The following is a 15,175-nucleotide window of genomic DNA, read 5'->3' on the forward strand; positions in this document are numbered from 1 at the left end:
CGTCACACTCTATTAATAAGGAAGCATACAACATGGCTGTTCTGGATAAAAAAATCGCTATTGTCACCGGTGCTGGCAGCGGATTTGGCGAAGGCATTGCCACTGCCTATATCAATGAAGGCGCGAAGGTCATTGTGGCCGATATCAACGAAGCGACGGCCCGGCGCGTTGCCGACGCACTCGGGAACAATGCCAGTGCGTTTACGGTCGATGTCTCCAATGGCGAGCAGGTGCGGGCATTGGTCGCGCATTGCGTGGACACCTTCGGAGCCCCTGATATCGTGGTCAATAACGCCGCCATCACTCACAAGAACCAGCCCATGCTTGATGTGGACGAAGCGATGTTTGACCGGATGTTTGATGTCAACGTCAAGTCGATTTACCATATGGCCCAGGCAGTGGTTCCCGTGATGCGCCAGAGGGGCGCCGGCGTCATTCTCAATATCGGCTCAACGGCGGGGATACGCCCTCGCCCCGGCCTGAGCTGGTACAACGCGTCCAAGGGCGCGGTCAATGTGCTATCCAAATCCATGGCGGTCGAGCTGGGTCCTGACAATATCCGGGTCAATGCCATTTGCCCGGTCATGGGCATCACGGGTATGTTCGAGTTATTCATGGGTCTGCCCGACACGCCTGAAAACCGCGCCAAATTCATTTCATCCATCCCGCTGGGCCGGTTTTCCAAGCCCAAAGACGTGGCCGCAGCTGCCGTCTTCCTGGCCAGCGATGCCGCTGCGTTTATGACCGGCGTTGAATTGCCGGTTGACGGCGGCCGAACAGTATAAAGAATACATGCGATGAAAATCAAAGCTGCCATATTAAGGGCGATGAGCACGCAACTGCCCTACGCGCAAAGCCGGCCATTGAGTATTGAACAAGTGGAGCTGGACCCGCCCGGCGATGGTGAGCTGCTTGTAAAAATGCAGGCTAGCGGTCTTTGTCATTCAGACCTGTCGGTCATCAATGGCGATCGCCCCAGGGGGATGCCCATCGTGCTGGGCCATGAAGCCTCGGCCACGGTCGTCGAATGCGGGCGCGGCGTCTCCGATCTGAAGTCAGGCGATCATGTGGTGATGGTGTTCGTGCCCAGCTGCGGTTGCTGCGCACCATGCGCCGAGGGGCGACCCGCATTATGCATTCCCGGTGCCGTCGCCAATACGGCGGGCACGCTGCTGTCCGGCGACAAGCGCCTGTCCCAGGATGGCCAGCCGCTAAACCACCATACCGGTGTGTCGTGCTTTGCAGAATACGCCGTGGTTTCCCGGCGCTCCTGCGTCAAGGTCAATCGCGATCTTTCTCACAGGGAGGCATCCCTTTTCGGATGCGCCGTGCTCACCGGTGCCGGTGCCGTCATCAACCGGGCCAGACTACAGGCCGGCGATACCGCTGCCATCGTCGGGCTTGGCGGTGTCGGCCTGAGCGCCTTAATTGCGGCGGTGGCCTCTGGCGCAAGAAGGATCGTGGCGGTCGATCTGAGTGACGATAAGCTGGCGCTGGCAAAAACACTGGGGGCAACCCACTGCATTAATCCCAAAGCCATTAAGGATAATAGCGAGCTGATCGCGCAGGCCGGCGGTTGCGTAGACTATGGCTTTGACATGGCCGGTGCCGTGCAGGCGTTCGAGACAGCCTATACGCTTACCAAAAGGGGCGGGGCAACCATTACCTGCGGCCTGCCCAATCCCCGGGCCAGTTTTGCGCTGCCGCTGGCGCAACTGGTGGGCGAGGAAAGAACGGTGCAAGGCAGTTATCTGGGATCCGGCGTACCGTCGCGGGACATTGAAAAATATATAGATCTGTATGTCGCTGGAAAACTACCCGTAGACAAGCTGATGGGACAGACGTTCACACTGGACCAAATTAATGAAGGTTTTGATCACCTTGCGTCGGGTAACGGACTGAGAGACACCATCCTCTTTTAGAGTGCAATAACAATCAGGAGACATAACCATGCTAAAAAAAACCATGCGGCTCATGCGACGGCGGCAATCGCCGGCCTTGCCATGAGCACCAATGCCTTTGCCCAGGAAAAGCCAGCCGAGCTCAAACTGGGTATATCTACTTTTCTTTCCGGCTCTGCTTCAGTGTTCGGCGTACCGGCACGTCATGCGGCTGATCTGCTGATCAGCGACATCAATGCGGCCGGCGGCATTGACGGCGTCAAGATTGTACCTACCTATATTGACGAAGGCGGTGGTGGCGAAAAACTGCTTTCCGAGTATCGTCGCCTGGCAGAGAACGGAACCCGCGTTTTTCTTTCTGCCATTTCCAGCGGCAACTGCAACATCATTGCGCCGGTGGCCGAAGACCTGAAAACACTCAATATTTTGTGGGACTGCGGCACCGAAAAAGTACTGGAAGAGAAAGAGTATAAGTATGTGGTACGGACCCAGGCCAACGCCACGGCTGAAATGATTGCCTCTGTTCTGTACCTGCTCAAGACAAAACCGGACTTCAAGACACTGGCCATTGTCAACCAGGATTACGCCTGGGGTCGTGACTCCAGAGAGATTTTCCTGGCTACGCTCAAACGCTTCAAGCCTGACGTGCGTGTGGTGGCCGAAATGTTCCCTAAATTTGGCGCAGCCGATTTTTCTACGGAAATCAGCCGTCTGCAGGCACTGCGACCGGATGTCATTCTGTCCACATCCTGGGGCGGAGACCTGGACAACTTTGTACGCCAGGCCTCGCAGCGCAATCTGTTCAAAAACTCCACGTTCGTGCTGCCGCTGGCAGAAAGCTCGCTGGAACGCCTGGGCAGTGCCCTGCCGGAAGGCGTGATTGTCGGCGCCCGTGGCGACCACTACTTCCTGCATCCGGAAACCAAGGATGATCCGAAGCACCAGGCCTTCATCAAGAAATTTCGTGAAAAAACCAATGCCTATCCCATCTACTCGGTGTACCACATGGTGCAGGCGATCCATGGCCTGAAAGCCGGCTACGAAAAAGCCATCAAGGACAACGGCGGTAAATGGCCAAGCACCGAACAAGTGGCCGCGGCCATGCATGACGTGCAATTTACTGGCTTTGGTCGCAGCCTGAAAATTGATCGCCCCGACGGCCAGGCTTATGAGGCGCAATTGCTGGGCATTACCAAGAAAGTACCTGATTATCCGTTCGCGGTGCTGGACAAGATGGTTATCTATTCTGGCGACAAACTGACCGCACCGGCCGGTAAAAAATCCATGGAGTGGATCAGCACGGTCGATGCAGCCGCGCTCAAAGCGGAAGAAGGCAAGCAATACGATCATTGACATCCGCTGCCGCAATAGTCAGGGCGCGCAGAAAGCTTTTCGTTTTTAACGCCCTGACAGCAATTGGCAGCAAGCCACAACGCTGCGTCCCATCGTCATGAATATCATCGACGCCGGGGCGCAGTTTTTTATGTTATGCCGGGCGCTTGAAGCATGGCGCAACACATCGGTGCATGCATGGTAAAGGCACCTGTGCTATATACGCGTTTACTGATCGCGCACTTTCGTGCCGCGTGCATGCGGCAGAAAATGCCAGAAAATTGCGGCCGAGATAAAACCAAAGCCGCCGGTTAGTGCGATGCCGGCACCCAGCGATACCAGCGCGGTCATGCCGGATAGCAGAAAGGGACCGGCACTGCTGCCCACGTCGCTAATCAACCGCCAAAGGCCCAGAAACTCGGTGCGTCCATGATCGGGAGAGGCATCTGCCCCCAGCGTCATGTTGATCCCCGAACCAAAACCATTGCCCAGCCCCAGCAGCATGGCAACCACGATAAAGGAGAATACGGTAGTGGTAAATGGCATGATCACAAGTGAAATACCCATGATCAGGGTGCAGGGTAAGGCAACCCATAGCCGCCCCCATTCATCCATGATCTTGCCGGCAGGATAGAACATCAGCATATCCACCGCCGAGGACAAGCCAAAGATGACCGAGGTCGCAGTCGGGCTCAGGCCGATATAATCGGCCCACAACGGGATCACAATCTGCCTTGCGGCACGCATGGCACTGATCAACAAGACGGCCAGGCCCAGTGACATGAACACGCCGGCGTGCTCACGGGCAATACGCGCCATGCGGGGTTTGGCTGCCGACAGGTTCTGCGTCCTGGGCTCGATCTTCAGATCCGGCATATAGTAGGTCAGCACCGTTGAGGCGATCAGCGCAGCCAGCCCCACCCAGTAGGCACCGGACAGCCCCACAAAGTGCATCACCCCTGCCCCCGCGAACGGTCCTGCAAACATGCCGATACGGTTGACACCACCCAGAACCGAGAGCGCCCGGGCCCGCATATAAAAAGGCACGGCCTCGATCATATAAGTTTGCCGGGCAAGAAAGAAGACAGAGGTTGAGACGCCGATCAGCAGTGTTGCCAATGCCAGTAGCAAGACATGGTTGGCAAATATGCACAGCAACAGGGCAATGATGGTGATGGCCGATGCCCCCAGCAGCGCGCTTCGCTCGCCCAGGCGCGAAGTGATCAGCGCAGCGGGAATATTGGCCAGCAGCGACCCCAGGCCGATCAGCGCAATGATCAAGCCTGCCAAGGCAGGCGTCGCACCCAGATCGCGGGCGCTCAACGCGATCACCGGTAAAATCGCCCCGTTGGCAAAACCGAAAAGCAGCGAAGGACCGTAAGCAGGAACGGCAATGCTTTTTAAACTGAAACTGCTGTCCGCCATGCGGGTGTCCTTCGTAACGCTTGATGATGTTCGCTATTTTACCCGGCGCAAGGGTAACCGTTGCGGTAATGCGCGTCTTTGAACGCATGGGCAGGCGCTTGCGGCGCCGTCGCGGGCTGTGACGCGGTCCTTTCCCCAACTCGCTCTATGCTGCCTGTGAGACCAGCCTCACTTTAACAGGAACGATTTTGGACGCTGACCAGACCAGGAATATGCCCACCACTCGGGGTGACAGGCGGGCAATACACGCTGCAATTGACCACTGCGCAGATCGTCGTTAACCAGCCATTGCTGCTATTCGTTATACAAGACAGAAAGTGGAGCTGCGGCCAAGCAGTGACCGGGGCTGCAGCACGTTGTAGAGTCAAAAAATAAAAAAGCCGCTACTCCATTTTCAGGCTAGCGGCTAAGATATTCTTTCTACAAGATTTTCCTGGTGGGCTGGGCGAGACTCGAACTCGCGACCAATGGATTAAAAGTCCACTGCTCTACCGACTGAGCTACCAGCCCAGGAAAGAAAAAGATTATGAAGGAATTCGAACTTGCTGTCAATACTATTTGCATAATTGCGACAAAGAAATTACTTTTTTTCTTTGTCGCAACAGGCACAACTACTTTTTACCGCTCGCGCGAGATACGCACTTCTGCGCCACGGCGTTTTACTTCGAGACCATCGGACTGCAGAATCTTCAGTCCTTCCAGGCCTTTGATATAACTGGAACCCTGCATCTGCATGACGCGAATTTTGTTGCGCATCACAACCGGGTTATGCATGGGCATGCCGAACATCCAGACTTCGTCCAGGATACGCGCCGAGTTGAACTCACCCATATGTCGCAGGACGGGCCCCAGACACAGCATATGGCCCTCACGACCAAAGACCGGTACCGAGTCCAGCCCGCACTCAACCGTGAGCACCTGCCCGCCCTCATAGCGTTGGTTCAGGTTCAGATCCCACCACGCATCGCCCTCAGGCAAATAGACATTCACCGACGAACCCGGCTGCAGCACAGGCGCACCAGCAGCGCCGGGCCCAGCATGTATTGCTGGTCCCAGGCACGCGCTTGGCGTCATCAGGGTACGCCAGCGCCATCATTCGCTGCACCGGCAGGCCGGTGCGTACGGAATCTTCAATGACGCCATTAATGTACGGAATCAGGCGATAGCGCAGTTCAAGCAATGTCCGGATCTTTGTCTGCAGGTCTTCCGGATAGGCGCTGGGCAAGAGTGCCGGCGCGGCCTGAAAGGCAAACCCGGCAGAAAATACACAAAGACCCAGCATGCGCAGGTAGATCGTCGCATCCAGCGGCGTGTCGCCATCCAGCTGCTCGGGATTGCCCAGATCATGCGTGACCGCGATCGCGCCGCTGGCCTGGATCGACAGCGCCTGCCGCAACCACTGCGTCAGGCCGTCCCAGTCATTGGCAGATGCCGGCGTTTTTTGCCAGGCAACGCGCTGCACGGCCATGATCAGATCGGCAGAAGGCACCACGCCTTCGGTAGGCGTCTTGTTCATGGAAACCGCATCGAACAGCGCACGGCGCAGCAACAGCGGATACAGCTCTCTGAGCAGCGCACCGGATTCGCCATTGCGTGCACTGACCGCATCGGGAATCTCTACCGGAAACGAACTGTGAAAAGCGCCGACGCCTTCGTCGACCAGCTGATGATGCCGCTCAACCCAGAACGCATAGGCATCCTTGTAGGTCAGGTCCAGCAGACCAAACGGCACATTGCCGTTTTCCGGCACACCGTCAAAGACATAGGCATTGCCATCGTCGCTGGTCAGCAGCCAGCCGCGATCTTCCAGATCGTCAAACAGGACCGATTCACGCGGCACACCCGGAAAGGACGGCACACAGATTTCAAAAAACTTTTCGCGCAACGCGCCGAGCGTACGGCGCGCATCATCCATGCGACTGTGATCCCACTCCAGTACCAGCTTGTCTGCCTGGAACTGCACCATGGACGGCTGGGCAAAATCCAGCACGTCCAGTGAAAACTGGGCCTGCCGCAGTGCTTCGGCCTGCTCAATAAAGCCGGGTGTAGACTGGCCCGGCTGCTGCTTGAGCCATGCACCCATGGCCCACAACGGCGGCTGGCCGGCACGGCCGGTTAGCGCGGAATACTGGTTGAAAATTTCAGGCACATCGCCGGCAAACAGGAACAGGTCGAAGACCGGGCCATCAATGAAAATCTGGTAAGTGCCCGGGTTATCTTCCGTACCGGGATCGTGCATGACCCGCTCCAGCGAGTTCACGTATATTCCCCAGCCCCTGGGATTCCAGGCCAGCGGCAAATAACGGAAGTCATTCAGGTCGGACACAATTTCCACGCCGCGGCGGTTGAAGTCGCCAGCGGTTTCGCCAAGCCCGAAAACCGGTTCATTGTCCGGCAGATCGAACATGACCGACCAATGGGCAGGCTGCCCTGCTTCGGACTCCATGACCAGCGGCGTCTCAAAGCCATCATCAGTGCGCAAAATACATGTTTCGCCACGAAATAGCGACATCTTCAGCGGACTGTTGCAGATTACCAGAGACACATCGCCCTGAGTGAAACGCCAGCCGGACTCATGAATCAGAGATTCGGTGAGCATCTCACCGATGCACTCTTCACGAGCGATGGTCAGTGCCTGGCGTTGCTTTTGGCGCGCGGTTTGTTTTTCTTCGGAAAGCCTGTCGGGCAACCCTGCCAGGATCCTGAATACGCCCGGGCTATGAGCCTCGACACGCAATAATAAATCAGTGTCCGTAGAAAACTCGGCATGCGTTGCATGAGCGGACTTGAATACAAGACGATCAAATTGAATCACGTGAGTTCTTTTCAGTGAGGGGAAAATACCGGAGCATGGAAACGGGCAAGAGATTCCCTAAAAACGCTTATTTTGACTCATTTACCACACAAAATAAAATCAATTTCGTGTTTTGGCTAAAAAACAAAGCAGAGCCGACCGTTTTTCATGCGATTTTTTTCAGCGCGGCGCCACCGCCTGCAGCAAATCTCGCTCCAGCGGAACCGGCTCTGCACCCAGCATGGCTGCGATAACATCACCTGCCAATGCAGACCAGGTCAGACCATGGGAGGCGTAGCCACAGGCCAGCCACAGCCCTGGCGCGTGGCGCATTGGACCGAATGCAGGCAACCGCCCCCGAATAACCGCCCGGCTGCCGGCCCACCCGGCAAATACCGCGGCATCGTTATGCTGTGCCCCCTGCGCGCGAGTTGCAGCTGCCTTGTCCCCGTTGTCGCCCACCTCGCCTAACGAGACCGGTTGCCGTGATCCGGCATTGGGCACCGTCACCGCCATGGCATCGATAACCGGCTGCAAGACGGCTGGCGCAAGCGCCGGCGCCAGTTTGTTCACAATCTGCTGCTGACCGTGGCGGGTGCATCCCTGCCCGGCCGGTTCCCGTTCATAGGTACTGCCCAGCACGCATTGCCCCTGTACCGGAGGCAAAAAATAGCCTTCTGCACCAATGACGCTGGCCGGCACCTGCGGCAACAGGGTCGCCGGCACATGCATGACCTGTCCGGCCAGCACATCCATGGACATGATCGCCGGCAGGGTCGACTGCCGGCGCCTGACCGCAGGGTATGCTGGTCCAGGCCACTCTTGGCCAGCAGCGCCGGCGTATGAGCCGCAGCGGCCAGGATAACGGTATCGCATTCGGCCACAATCACGGGTTCGTCATTCTGATGAGAACGCAGTTGCCAGCCTTGCGCCCCTTGACGCAGCGAATCAATCTGCACGCCATGGCAGACAATATGGGGATGGGACAGCAGCTTGCTGATCAGATTGGGCGGTGAAACCGTCATGCCTTTGGCAAAGTACGCACCATGCCGTGCGACACCGACTCCGGCGCACGTGGTAGCCTGCGCTGGCGCGATCAGACGGACCCACCCTTCAGGATAGGCCATGGCCTGCACCGCCTGCAACAGGTCACGAGCATGTCCTTTGCTGCGCGCCAGTTCCAGCGTGCCGCTACGCGCGACAATGGTGTCGGCATCAAAATCCGCCCAGCGCTGATGGGCGCGATACACGCCTGCCCGGCTCAGTCGCGCCTTGAAATTATCGTCAACGGAAATAAGCGGCGTGAGGGCAGCGGCAAGATGGCCTGCCTGAGGACCCCGCTGACCATGGGCCAGCGCCGGATCAGTCACGTGCACCTGCCAGCCACGCAACGCCAGCGCATAGGCCACGCCTGCACCGGCCAGACTGCCGCCCACCACCCAGGCTGTGCGGGTGGACGCGGCCGGCGGCTTGGCCGGTTTATGCAGTTGCACCAGCAACACCCGCCATGCCTGTGCCAAGGGATGTACAGTCAGCGCCCTTGACCCCTTGTTTCTGATCGCCTGCTGCAATTGCTCAAGCACCGGCTGTGGCGCAACCACGGCCAGATCAGGCGCTGCAATGCGCAACACAGTGTCGGCATAGTGATCAATGCCGGCGACCCGGTCGCTTGAATCGACCAGCACCAGATCCACAACAGCAACCAGCTGCGCGAACGTCTGCGTGATTGGCCCGATCAGGCGCGTCACCGTGAGCCGGTGCGCCGGCGCATCAAACCGATGCACGCCGGGCAGCAACGGCACCCCGGTGTCATCAAAGGCCGCCAGCAGTGCGGCCAGAGTCGCACGTGCGCCATCCGCTTTTTCTGCTAACGGATGCGCTGGCGCAGGGACAGGATCCGATGCGCCGTCAGCCACACTCCTTGTGTCTGACGAGGCGCTTGCGGCATCTTCAAAAAATACCAGATGCAGCTGCGCCTGAGCCGGCGCATGGCGTTGCCAGTGCGTCAGCAAGGTCGCCGCAACATGGGCGCCATCGGCGGCCAGCACGAGCGCTGTATAGGCGTTGGCCTGCTGCGCGCTTTTTTGCAGATGCACAATCGCCTGTTCCAGCACCACACTGAAGTTGTCCAGCGCCCCACCCATCAACCCGTCTCCTACCACTACTTAACAAAAACCAATGCGCCCAAGGCAAGCCAGCAGGCATCGCCGTCGCGCCATTTACACAAAGAATACCCGGTTTTGCCGCAATGCGAACCCGGGCAAAGGTATTCATTTTATAATCTCCCGATTATCGGGATTTATCCCGGCTGCTGTTCCGATTCAAATCCAGACGGAGTATCACGCATGTCATCTTCCCTCATCGACTTCGGTATTGCGCTTGATGCCGGCATCAAGGCAGCCCATGCGGGAGCCTCTGTACTGCAGGCCTATTCGCACCGCCGATCCGACCTGATTATTGATCACAAAGCCAGAAATGATCTGGTTTCCCAGGCCGACAAGGAAGCCGAACAAGCCATTCTGGACGCCTTCGCCCAGTTGACTCCCCACTTTGGCATTGTTGCTGAAGAAACCGGCGGCAAACCCGAAGGCGTTGCCACCTGGTATATAGATCCGCTGGATGGTACCACCAATTATCTGCATGGTATTCCGCACTATGCCGTCTCGCTCGGGCTTATTGCCCATGCCGGCACGGTGCTGCCACAGGCAACCGAGCCGCTGACATGTGACACACCGGTCGTTGCGATTGTGTACGATCCCAACCGCGAAGAGTTGTTTACCGCCGTGGCAGGTACCGGCGCCTGGCTTAATGGTCAGCGTATCTCCTGCTCAAAAACGGCTACGCTGGCCGATTCGCTGCTGGCTACCGGCTTTCCCTTCCGCGACTTTTCCTTCGAAGATCAATACACTCCCATCTTTGATACCGCGATTCACACCACGCGCGGCCTGCGCCGCAATGGGGCCGCTGCGCTGGACCTGGCCTGGGTCGCCTGCGGACGCTTTGATGGTTATTTTGAAATGGGCCTGGCACCCTGGGATGTCGCCGCCGGCGCCCTGCTGGTGCGTGAAGCACACGGCCATGCAGAAGATATGTACGGCAAAGACCCTGGCCCATCAACGGGTTTGTGGTCGCCGCAGGTAACGGCCTGTTTCCGGCACTCTCGGCCATGATCAGCCCCCACCTCAAACCGCGATAGCCTAACACGGTAGTTACAGTCATGGCGCAACAAAATCAGCAACCGTCCGAAGCCGTCCTGGTCCATGTGCCGCGCAGACTCGATACCGAGGATGCGCAGCTTGCGCTCGAGCGTATTCAGGAGCTGTTGAAAAAGCACGCCATCGTCGAACAGCTGGTGCATCGCCAGGAAGCCGGCGATGATCAGTCTACGCTGGTCGAAGGCCTGATCCGGCGCAGCATGAAGCCGAACTGAGCAATACCCTGAATGCGCTGCACCCGGCAGATATCGCGTTCATTCTGGAGTCGCTGCCGACCGAAGAGCGCCAGCTTATCTGGGGTCTGGTCAATTCCAAATACGACGGCGACATCCTGCTGGAAGTAGATGACTGGGTCCGGGAGTCGTTGATTGCATCCATGGATCGGGCCGATCTGCTGGCTGCTACCGAAGACCTGGACGCCGACGAACTGGCCGACCTGGCGGCCGATCTGCCTCCGGACATTGTGGCCGAGGTACAGAAAGGCCTGACCGATGCCGAACGGGCGCAACTGCTCGAAGCGATGGGCTACCCCGAGGGTACGGTCGGCGCCATCATGGACTTCGAGATGGTCCGGGTGCGCGAAGACGTCACCCTGGAAGTGGTGCTGCGCTATCTGCGCCGCCTCAGTGAACTGCCCGATCATACCGACCAGATTTTCGTGGTAGATCGCGGCGATCAGATTCTGGGTGTGCTGTCTGTGTCCCGCCTGCTGGTGAGCGACCCCGATACCATCGTGAAAGACGTCATGAATACCGACTATCTTTCACTGGGTCCGGATGACGAAGACCGCGAAGCGGCCAGTGCGTTCGAACGTTACGATCTGGTGTCCGCACCCGTGGTGGATCAGCAAAACCGGCTGATTGGCCGACTGACCATTGCCGAAGTGGTGGATGTAATCCGCGAAGACTCGCAGGAACAGGACCTGTCACGCGCCGGTCTGCAGGAAGAGGATATTTTTGCCCCCGTCTCCAGCGCGATCCGTAACCGGCGCCCTGGCTGTTCCTGAACCTGTGCACGGCGTCAGTCGCTTCCTATGTGGCTTCGCAGTTTGAAGAAACCGTCAGCACCATTGTGATCCTGGCTTTTCTGATGTCCATAGTGGCGGGCATTGGCGGCAACTCAGGCAACCAGACAATGACACTTGTCATTCGCGCCCTTGCCATGGGCCGTATTACGTCAAATAACGTGAAGTCGCTGCTGCGGCGTGAGTTTGTAGTGACATTTCTGGTAGGCATTTCAGGCAGCCTGGTCGCCGCCGCCTTTGCATGGCTTGTCTCGCGCAGTATTTCCATTGCCGCGGTGATGATGGCGGCACTGGTCTGCAACATGCTGATCGGCGCCATGCTGGGCGTCCTGATCCCATTGACACGGGACCGCTTCGGCAAGGATCCGGCCATGGGATCATCGGTGCTGCTCACCTTCGCCACCGATTCGCTTGGCTTCTTTGTCTTTCTGGGGCTGGCAAATCTGTTTCTCATCTAGCATGCGGCAGCCCCGCTAGCCGGCAAAACGCGTCGCCCTGATTATTCACGTTCATCCGCATAACAAAAATCCCTCGCAGTGTTAAGCCGCGAGGGATTTTCATTTATGCATGCCATCCGAAGACATGGCATTTATTTCAGTGGGCATAGGCTTGCGCCGTCAGTTTATACCGTCAAATCCGTAAACTTGCGCCGCCCTGCACCGAGAACGCCCACGCGGCTCGTGCAAGGCGCAGGAGACGTTGATCAGCTCAGCTTACCGTGGCAATGCTTATATTTTTTACCGCTGCCACATGGGCACGGGTCATTGCGACCCACTCTGCCCACCATGTTCTTGACGGTGATACCGCCCGCTGACACATCGCCCTGTTCATTGATTTCGGCATTGGCCAGCGCTTCATCGTAGTCAGAATGATGAAACTGCATATTGGACACATGAGATTGCGCGGCATCGGCTTCAGCCTCTTCAACCTGTTCCGGTGACTGGATCTGTACGGTCATTAGCACGCGCGCGGTTTCATTGCGAATGCGCTCAAGCATGCCGGAGAACAGTTCGAAGGCCTCACGCTTATATTCCTGTTTCGGATCCTTTTGCGCGTAACCGCGCAAATGAATACCCTGACGCAGGTGATCCAGCGACGACAAATGTTCACGCCAGAGCGTATCGATGGTTTGCAGCAGGATGGCGCGCTCGAAAGAGACCCATTGTTCCTTGCCGACCAGCGCCACTTTGGTTTCGTAGTTCTCTCGAGCCTGTGCCAGCACCGCTTCCACGATATCCTCGTCGCCCATGTTGTCGTTTTTTTCGAGCATTTCAGTCAAGGGGACCCTAACCTGCCATTCGGCTTCCAGCGCCGTTTGCAGCGCAGGAATATCCCACTGCTCTTCCATGCTTTCTGCCGGTACATACGTACGCACAAAGTCGGTAATTGCCGCATCACGCAGGTTGGCGACCAGCGGTCCGGAATCGGCCTCTTCCAGCACTTCGTTGCGCTGACCGTACAGTACTTTGCGCTGGTCATTGGACACATCGTCATACTCAAGCAACTGCTTGCGGATGTCGAAGTTGCGACCTTCCACCTTGCGCTGCGCCGATTCAATGGAGCGCGATACCATCTTGGCTTCTATCGGTTCGCCATCGGTGCCCAGGCGGTCCATAATGGCGCGCACACGATCGCCCGCGAAAATGCGCATGAGCGAATCATCCAGCGACAGATAAAAGCGAGATGAACCCGGATCGCCCTGGCGACCGGCACGGCCTCGCAATTGGTTGTCGATACGACGCGATTCGTGTCTTTCAGTACCGATGATGCGCAAGCCACCGGCCTGCTTGACCTGTTCGTTAACCGGCAGCCATTTTTCACGGATAGCGGCAATACGCTCTTCTTTCTGGGCGGGCGTGAGCGTATCGTCTGCGCGCACCAGGGAAATGGCTTTCTCTATGCTGCCGCCAAGCACGATATCGGTGCCGCGGCCAGCCATGTTGGTCGCAATGGTGATTTTGCCCGGTTTGCCCGCTTCGGCAACAATTTCAGCTTCGCGCGCATGCTGCTTGGCGTTGAGTACGTCATGCGGCAGGTTTTCTTTTTTCAACAGCTCGGACAGCACTTCGGAGTTTTCGATACTTGTGGTACCCACCAGCACCGGCTGATTGCGTTCGTGGCAATCGCGGATATCCTTGATAATAGCGGCGAACTTTTCCTGATCGTTCTTGAAAATCTGGTCGTTCTGGTCGTTCCTGACCATGGGCAAATTGGTCGGAATAATGACCGTTTCCAGACCATAGATTTCCTGGAATTCGTAGGCTTCGGTATCGGCCGTACCGGTCATGCCGGCCAGCTTTTTGTACATACGGAAAAAATTCTGGAACGTGATCGAAGCCAGCGTCTGGTTCTCGTTCTGGATCGCCACGCCTTCCTTGGCTTCCACGGCCTGGTGCAGGCCATCGGACCAGCGGCGCCCCGCCATGAAACGTCCCGTGAATTCATCCACGATCACGATTTCGCCATCGTTGACCACATAATGCTGGTCGCGGAAAAACAGATTGTGGGCACGCAGTGCCACCATCAGATGATGCATCAATGTGATATGACGCGGCTCGTACAGCGACTCGCCCTGTGGCAGCATGCCCAGGCGAGTCAGAATCTCTTCGGCGTGCTCGTGCCCGGCTTCGGACAGGTAAATCTGCTGGGATTTTTCATCCACCCAGAAATCGCCTTCCGGTTCCGGTTCCTGCGGCTTGGGCTCGGACGCATGCGCGTGAGCATGGCCGGCACCTGGTTCATCTTGACATACAGTTCAGTATTGTCATCGGCCTGGCCGGAAATGATCAGCGGCGTACGGGCTTCATCGATCAGGATCGAATCGACCTCATCGACAATGGCGTAGCTCAGTTCGCGCTGGCGCCGGTCTTCGGCGCGATATTCCATATTGTCGCGCAAATAGTCAAAGCCGAATTCGTTATTGGTACCATAGGTAATATCGGCGCGATAGGCCGCGACCTTCTCTGCATTGTCCTGCTCTGGCACCACCACACCCACGGACAGGCCCAGAAAGTTATACAGTCGACCCATTTGCTGCGCATCGCGGCGCGCCAGGTAGTCGTTGACCGTGACCACGTGCACGCCCTTGCCAGACATGGCATTCAGATAGACCGGCAGTGTACTCATCAGCGTCTTGCCTTCACCCGTACGCATCTCGGCGATCTTACCGTAATGCAGGGTGATGCCGCCGATCAGCTGTACATCGAAGTGACGCATACCCAGTACCCGACGCGAAGCTTCACGCACAACAGCGAACGCTTCGGGCAAGATGGCATCCAGATCTCCGTCCTGCTGATAGCGCTCCTTGAATTCCTGGGTTTTCGCGGCCAGCGCTTCATCGGACAGGGCTTCGACGGTTTTTTCCAGACTATTGATTCTGGTGACCAGTTTGCGATACTGCTTCAGAAGGCGATCGTTACGGCTGCCAACAATTTTTTTGAGTAAAGAAATCATTCTGCTTTCAGAGTAATCAGGAAGACTTCAA

The 15,175-nt window shown here is 57.3% G+C and carries 5 protein-coding genes, 1 tRNA gene and 5 pseudogenes; 5 read left to right on the top strand and 6 right to left on the bottom strand.

What is annotated here, in order from left to right; all coding sequences use genetic code 11:
* Positions 1 to 32 precede the first annotated feature (32 nt).
* The 3 genes from TKWG_RS15015 to TKWG_RS15025 all read left to right on the top strand — a co-directional run bounded on the left by TKWG_RS15015 (position 33) and on the right by TKWG_RS15025 (position 3,254).
* Positions 33 to 785 carry an SDR family oxidoreductase gene (locus TKWG_RS15015; RefSeq protein WP_014751657.1) on the top strand — a complete coding sequence of 251 codons (753 nt, stop codon included), beginning with the start codon at positions 33 to 35 and terminating at the stop codon, positions 783 to 785.
* A gap of 12 nt (positions 786 to 797) precedes the next feature.
* Positions 798 to 1,922, top strand: coding sequence for a zinc-dependent alcohol dehydrogenase family protein (locus TKWG_RS15020; protein WP_014751658.1), 1,125 nt, complete (start codon positions 798 to 800; stop codon positions 1,920 to 1,922).
* Between the two features lie 81 nt (positions 1,923 to 2,003).
* The gene (locus TKWG_RS15025; protein WP_014751659.1) at positions 2,004 to 3,254 is read left to right on the top strand and encodes an ABC transporter substrate-binding protein; all 1,251 of its coding nucleotides are present in this window, start codon (positions 2,004 to 2,006) and stop codon (positions 3,252 to 3,254) included.
* 207 nt (positions 3,255 to 3,461) lie between these two features.
* Here TKWG_RS15025 and TKWG_RS15030 read toward each other — a convergent pair.
* From TKWG_RS15030 to TKWG_RS15045, 5 genes and pseudogenes are all read right to left on the bottom strand, one after another.
* Positions 3,462 to 4,667: pseudogene (locus tag TKWG_RS15030) on the bottom strand (MFS transporter); the annotation flags it as partial.
* Positions 4,668 to 5,092: 425 nt separating this feature from the next.
* Positions 5,093 to 5,168 (bottom strand) — tRNA-Lys (locus TKWG_RS15035).
* A gap of 108 nt (positions 5,169 to 5,276) precedes the next feature.
* Positions 5,277 to 7,500 (bottom strand): annotated as a pseudogene (locus TKWG_RS26080) (TIM-barrel domain-containing protein).
* Positions 7,501 to 7,632: 132 nt separating this feature from the next.
* The gene (locus tag TKWG_RS26085) at positions 7,633 to 8,139 is read right to left on the bottom strand and encodes an FAD-dependent oxidoreductase (protein ID WP_264300312.1); all 507 of its coding nucleotides are present in this window, start codon (positions 8,137 to 8,139) and stop codon (positions 7,633 to 7,635) included.
* Positions 8,022 to 9,596 (bottom strand): FAD-dependent oxidoreductase, encoded by a 1,575-nt coding sequence (locus TKWG_RS15045; RefSeq protein ID WP_050981631.1) that lies wholly within the window; start codon positions 9,594 to 9,596, stop codon positions 8,022 to 8,024. The genes TKWG_RS26085 and TKWG_RS15045 overlap by 118 nt, the downstream gene beginning before the upstream one ends.
* 201 nt (positions 9,597 to 9,797) lie before the next feature.
* Between TKWG_RS15045 and TKWG_RS15050 the strand changes: the two are divergent.
* Positions 9,798 to 10,648: pseudogene (locus TKWG_RS15050) on the top strand (inositol monophosphatase family protein).
* Between the two features lie 21 nt (positions 10,649 to 10,669).
* Positions 10,670 to 12,149, top strand: a pseudogene (mgtE, locus tag TKWG_RS15055) (magnesium transporter).
* Positions 12,150 to 12,394: 245 nt separating this feature from the next.
* Here mgtE and secA read toward each other — a convergent pair.
* A pseudogene (gene secA, locus TKWG_RS15060) lies at positions 12,395 to 15,144 on the bottom strand (preprotein translocase subunit SecA).
* Positions 15,145 to 15,175: the final 31 nt, after the last annotated feature.

This window comes from Advenella kashmirensis WT001, from assembly GCF_000219915.2.
GTDB lineage: Bacteria > Pseudomonadota > Gammaproteobacteria > Burkholderiales > Burkholderiaceae_B > Advenella > Advenella kashmirensis.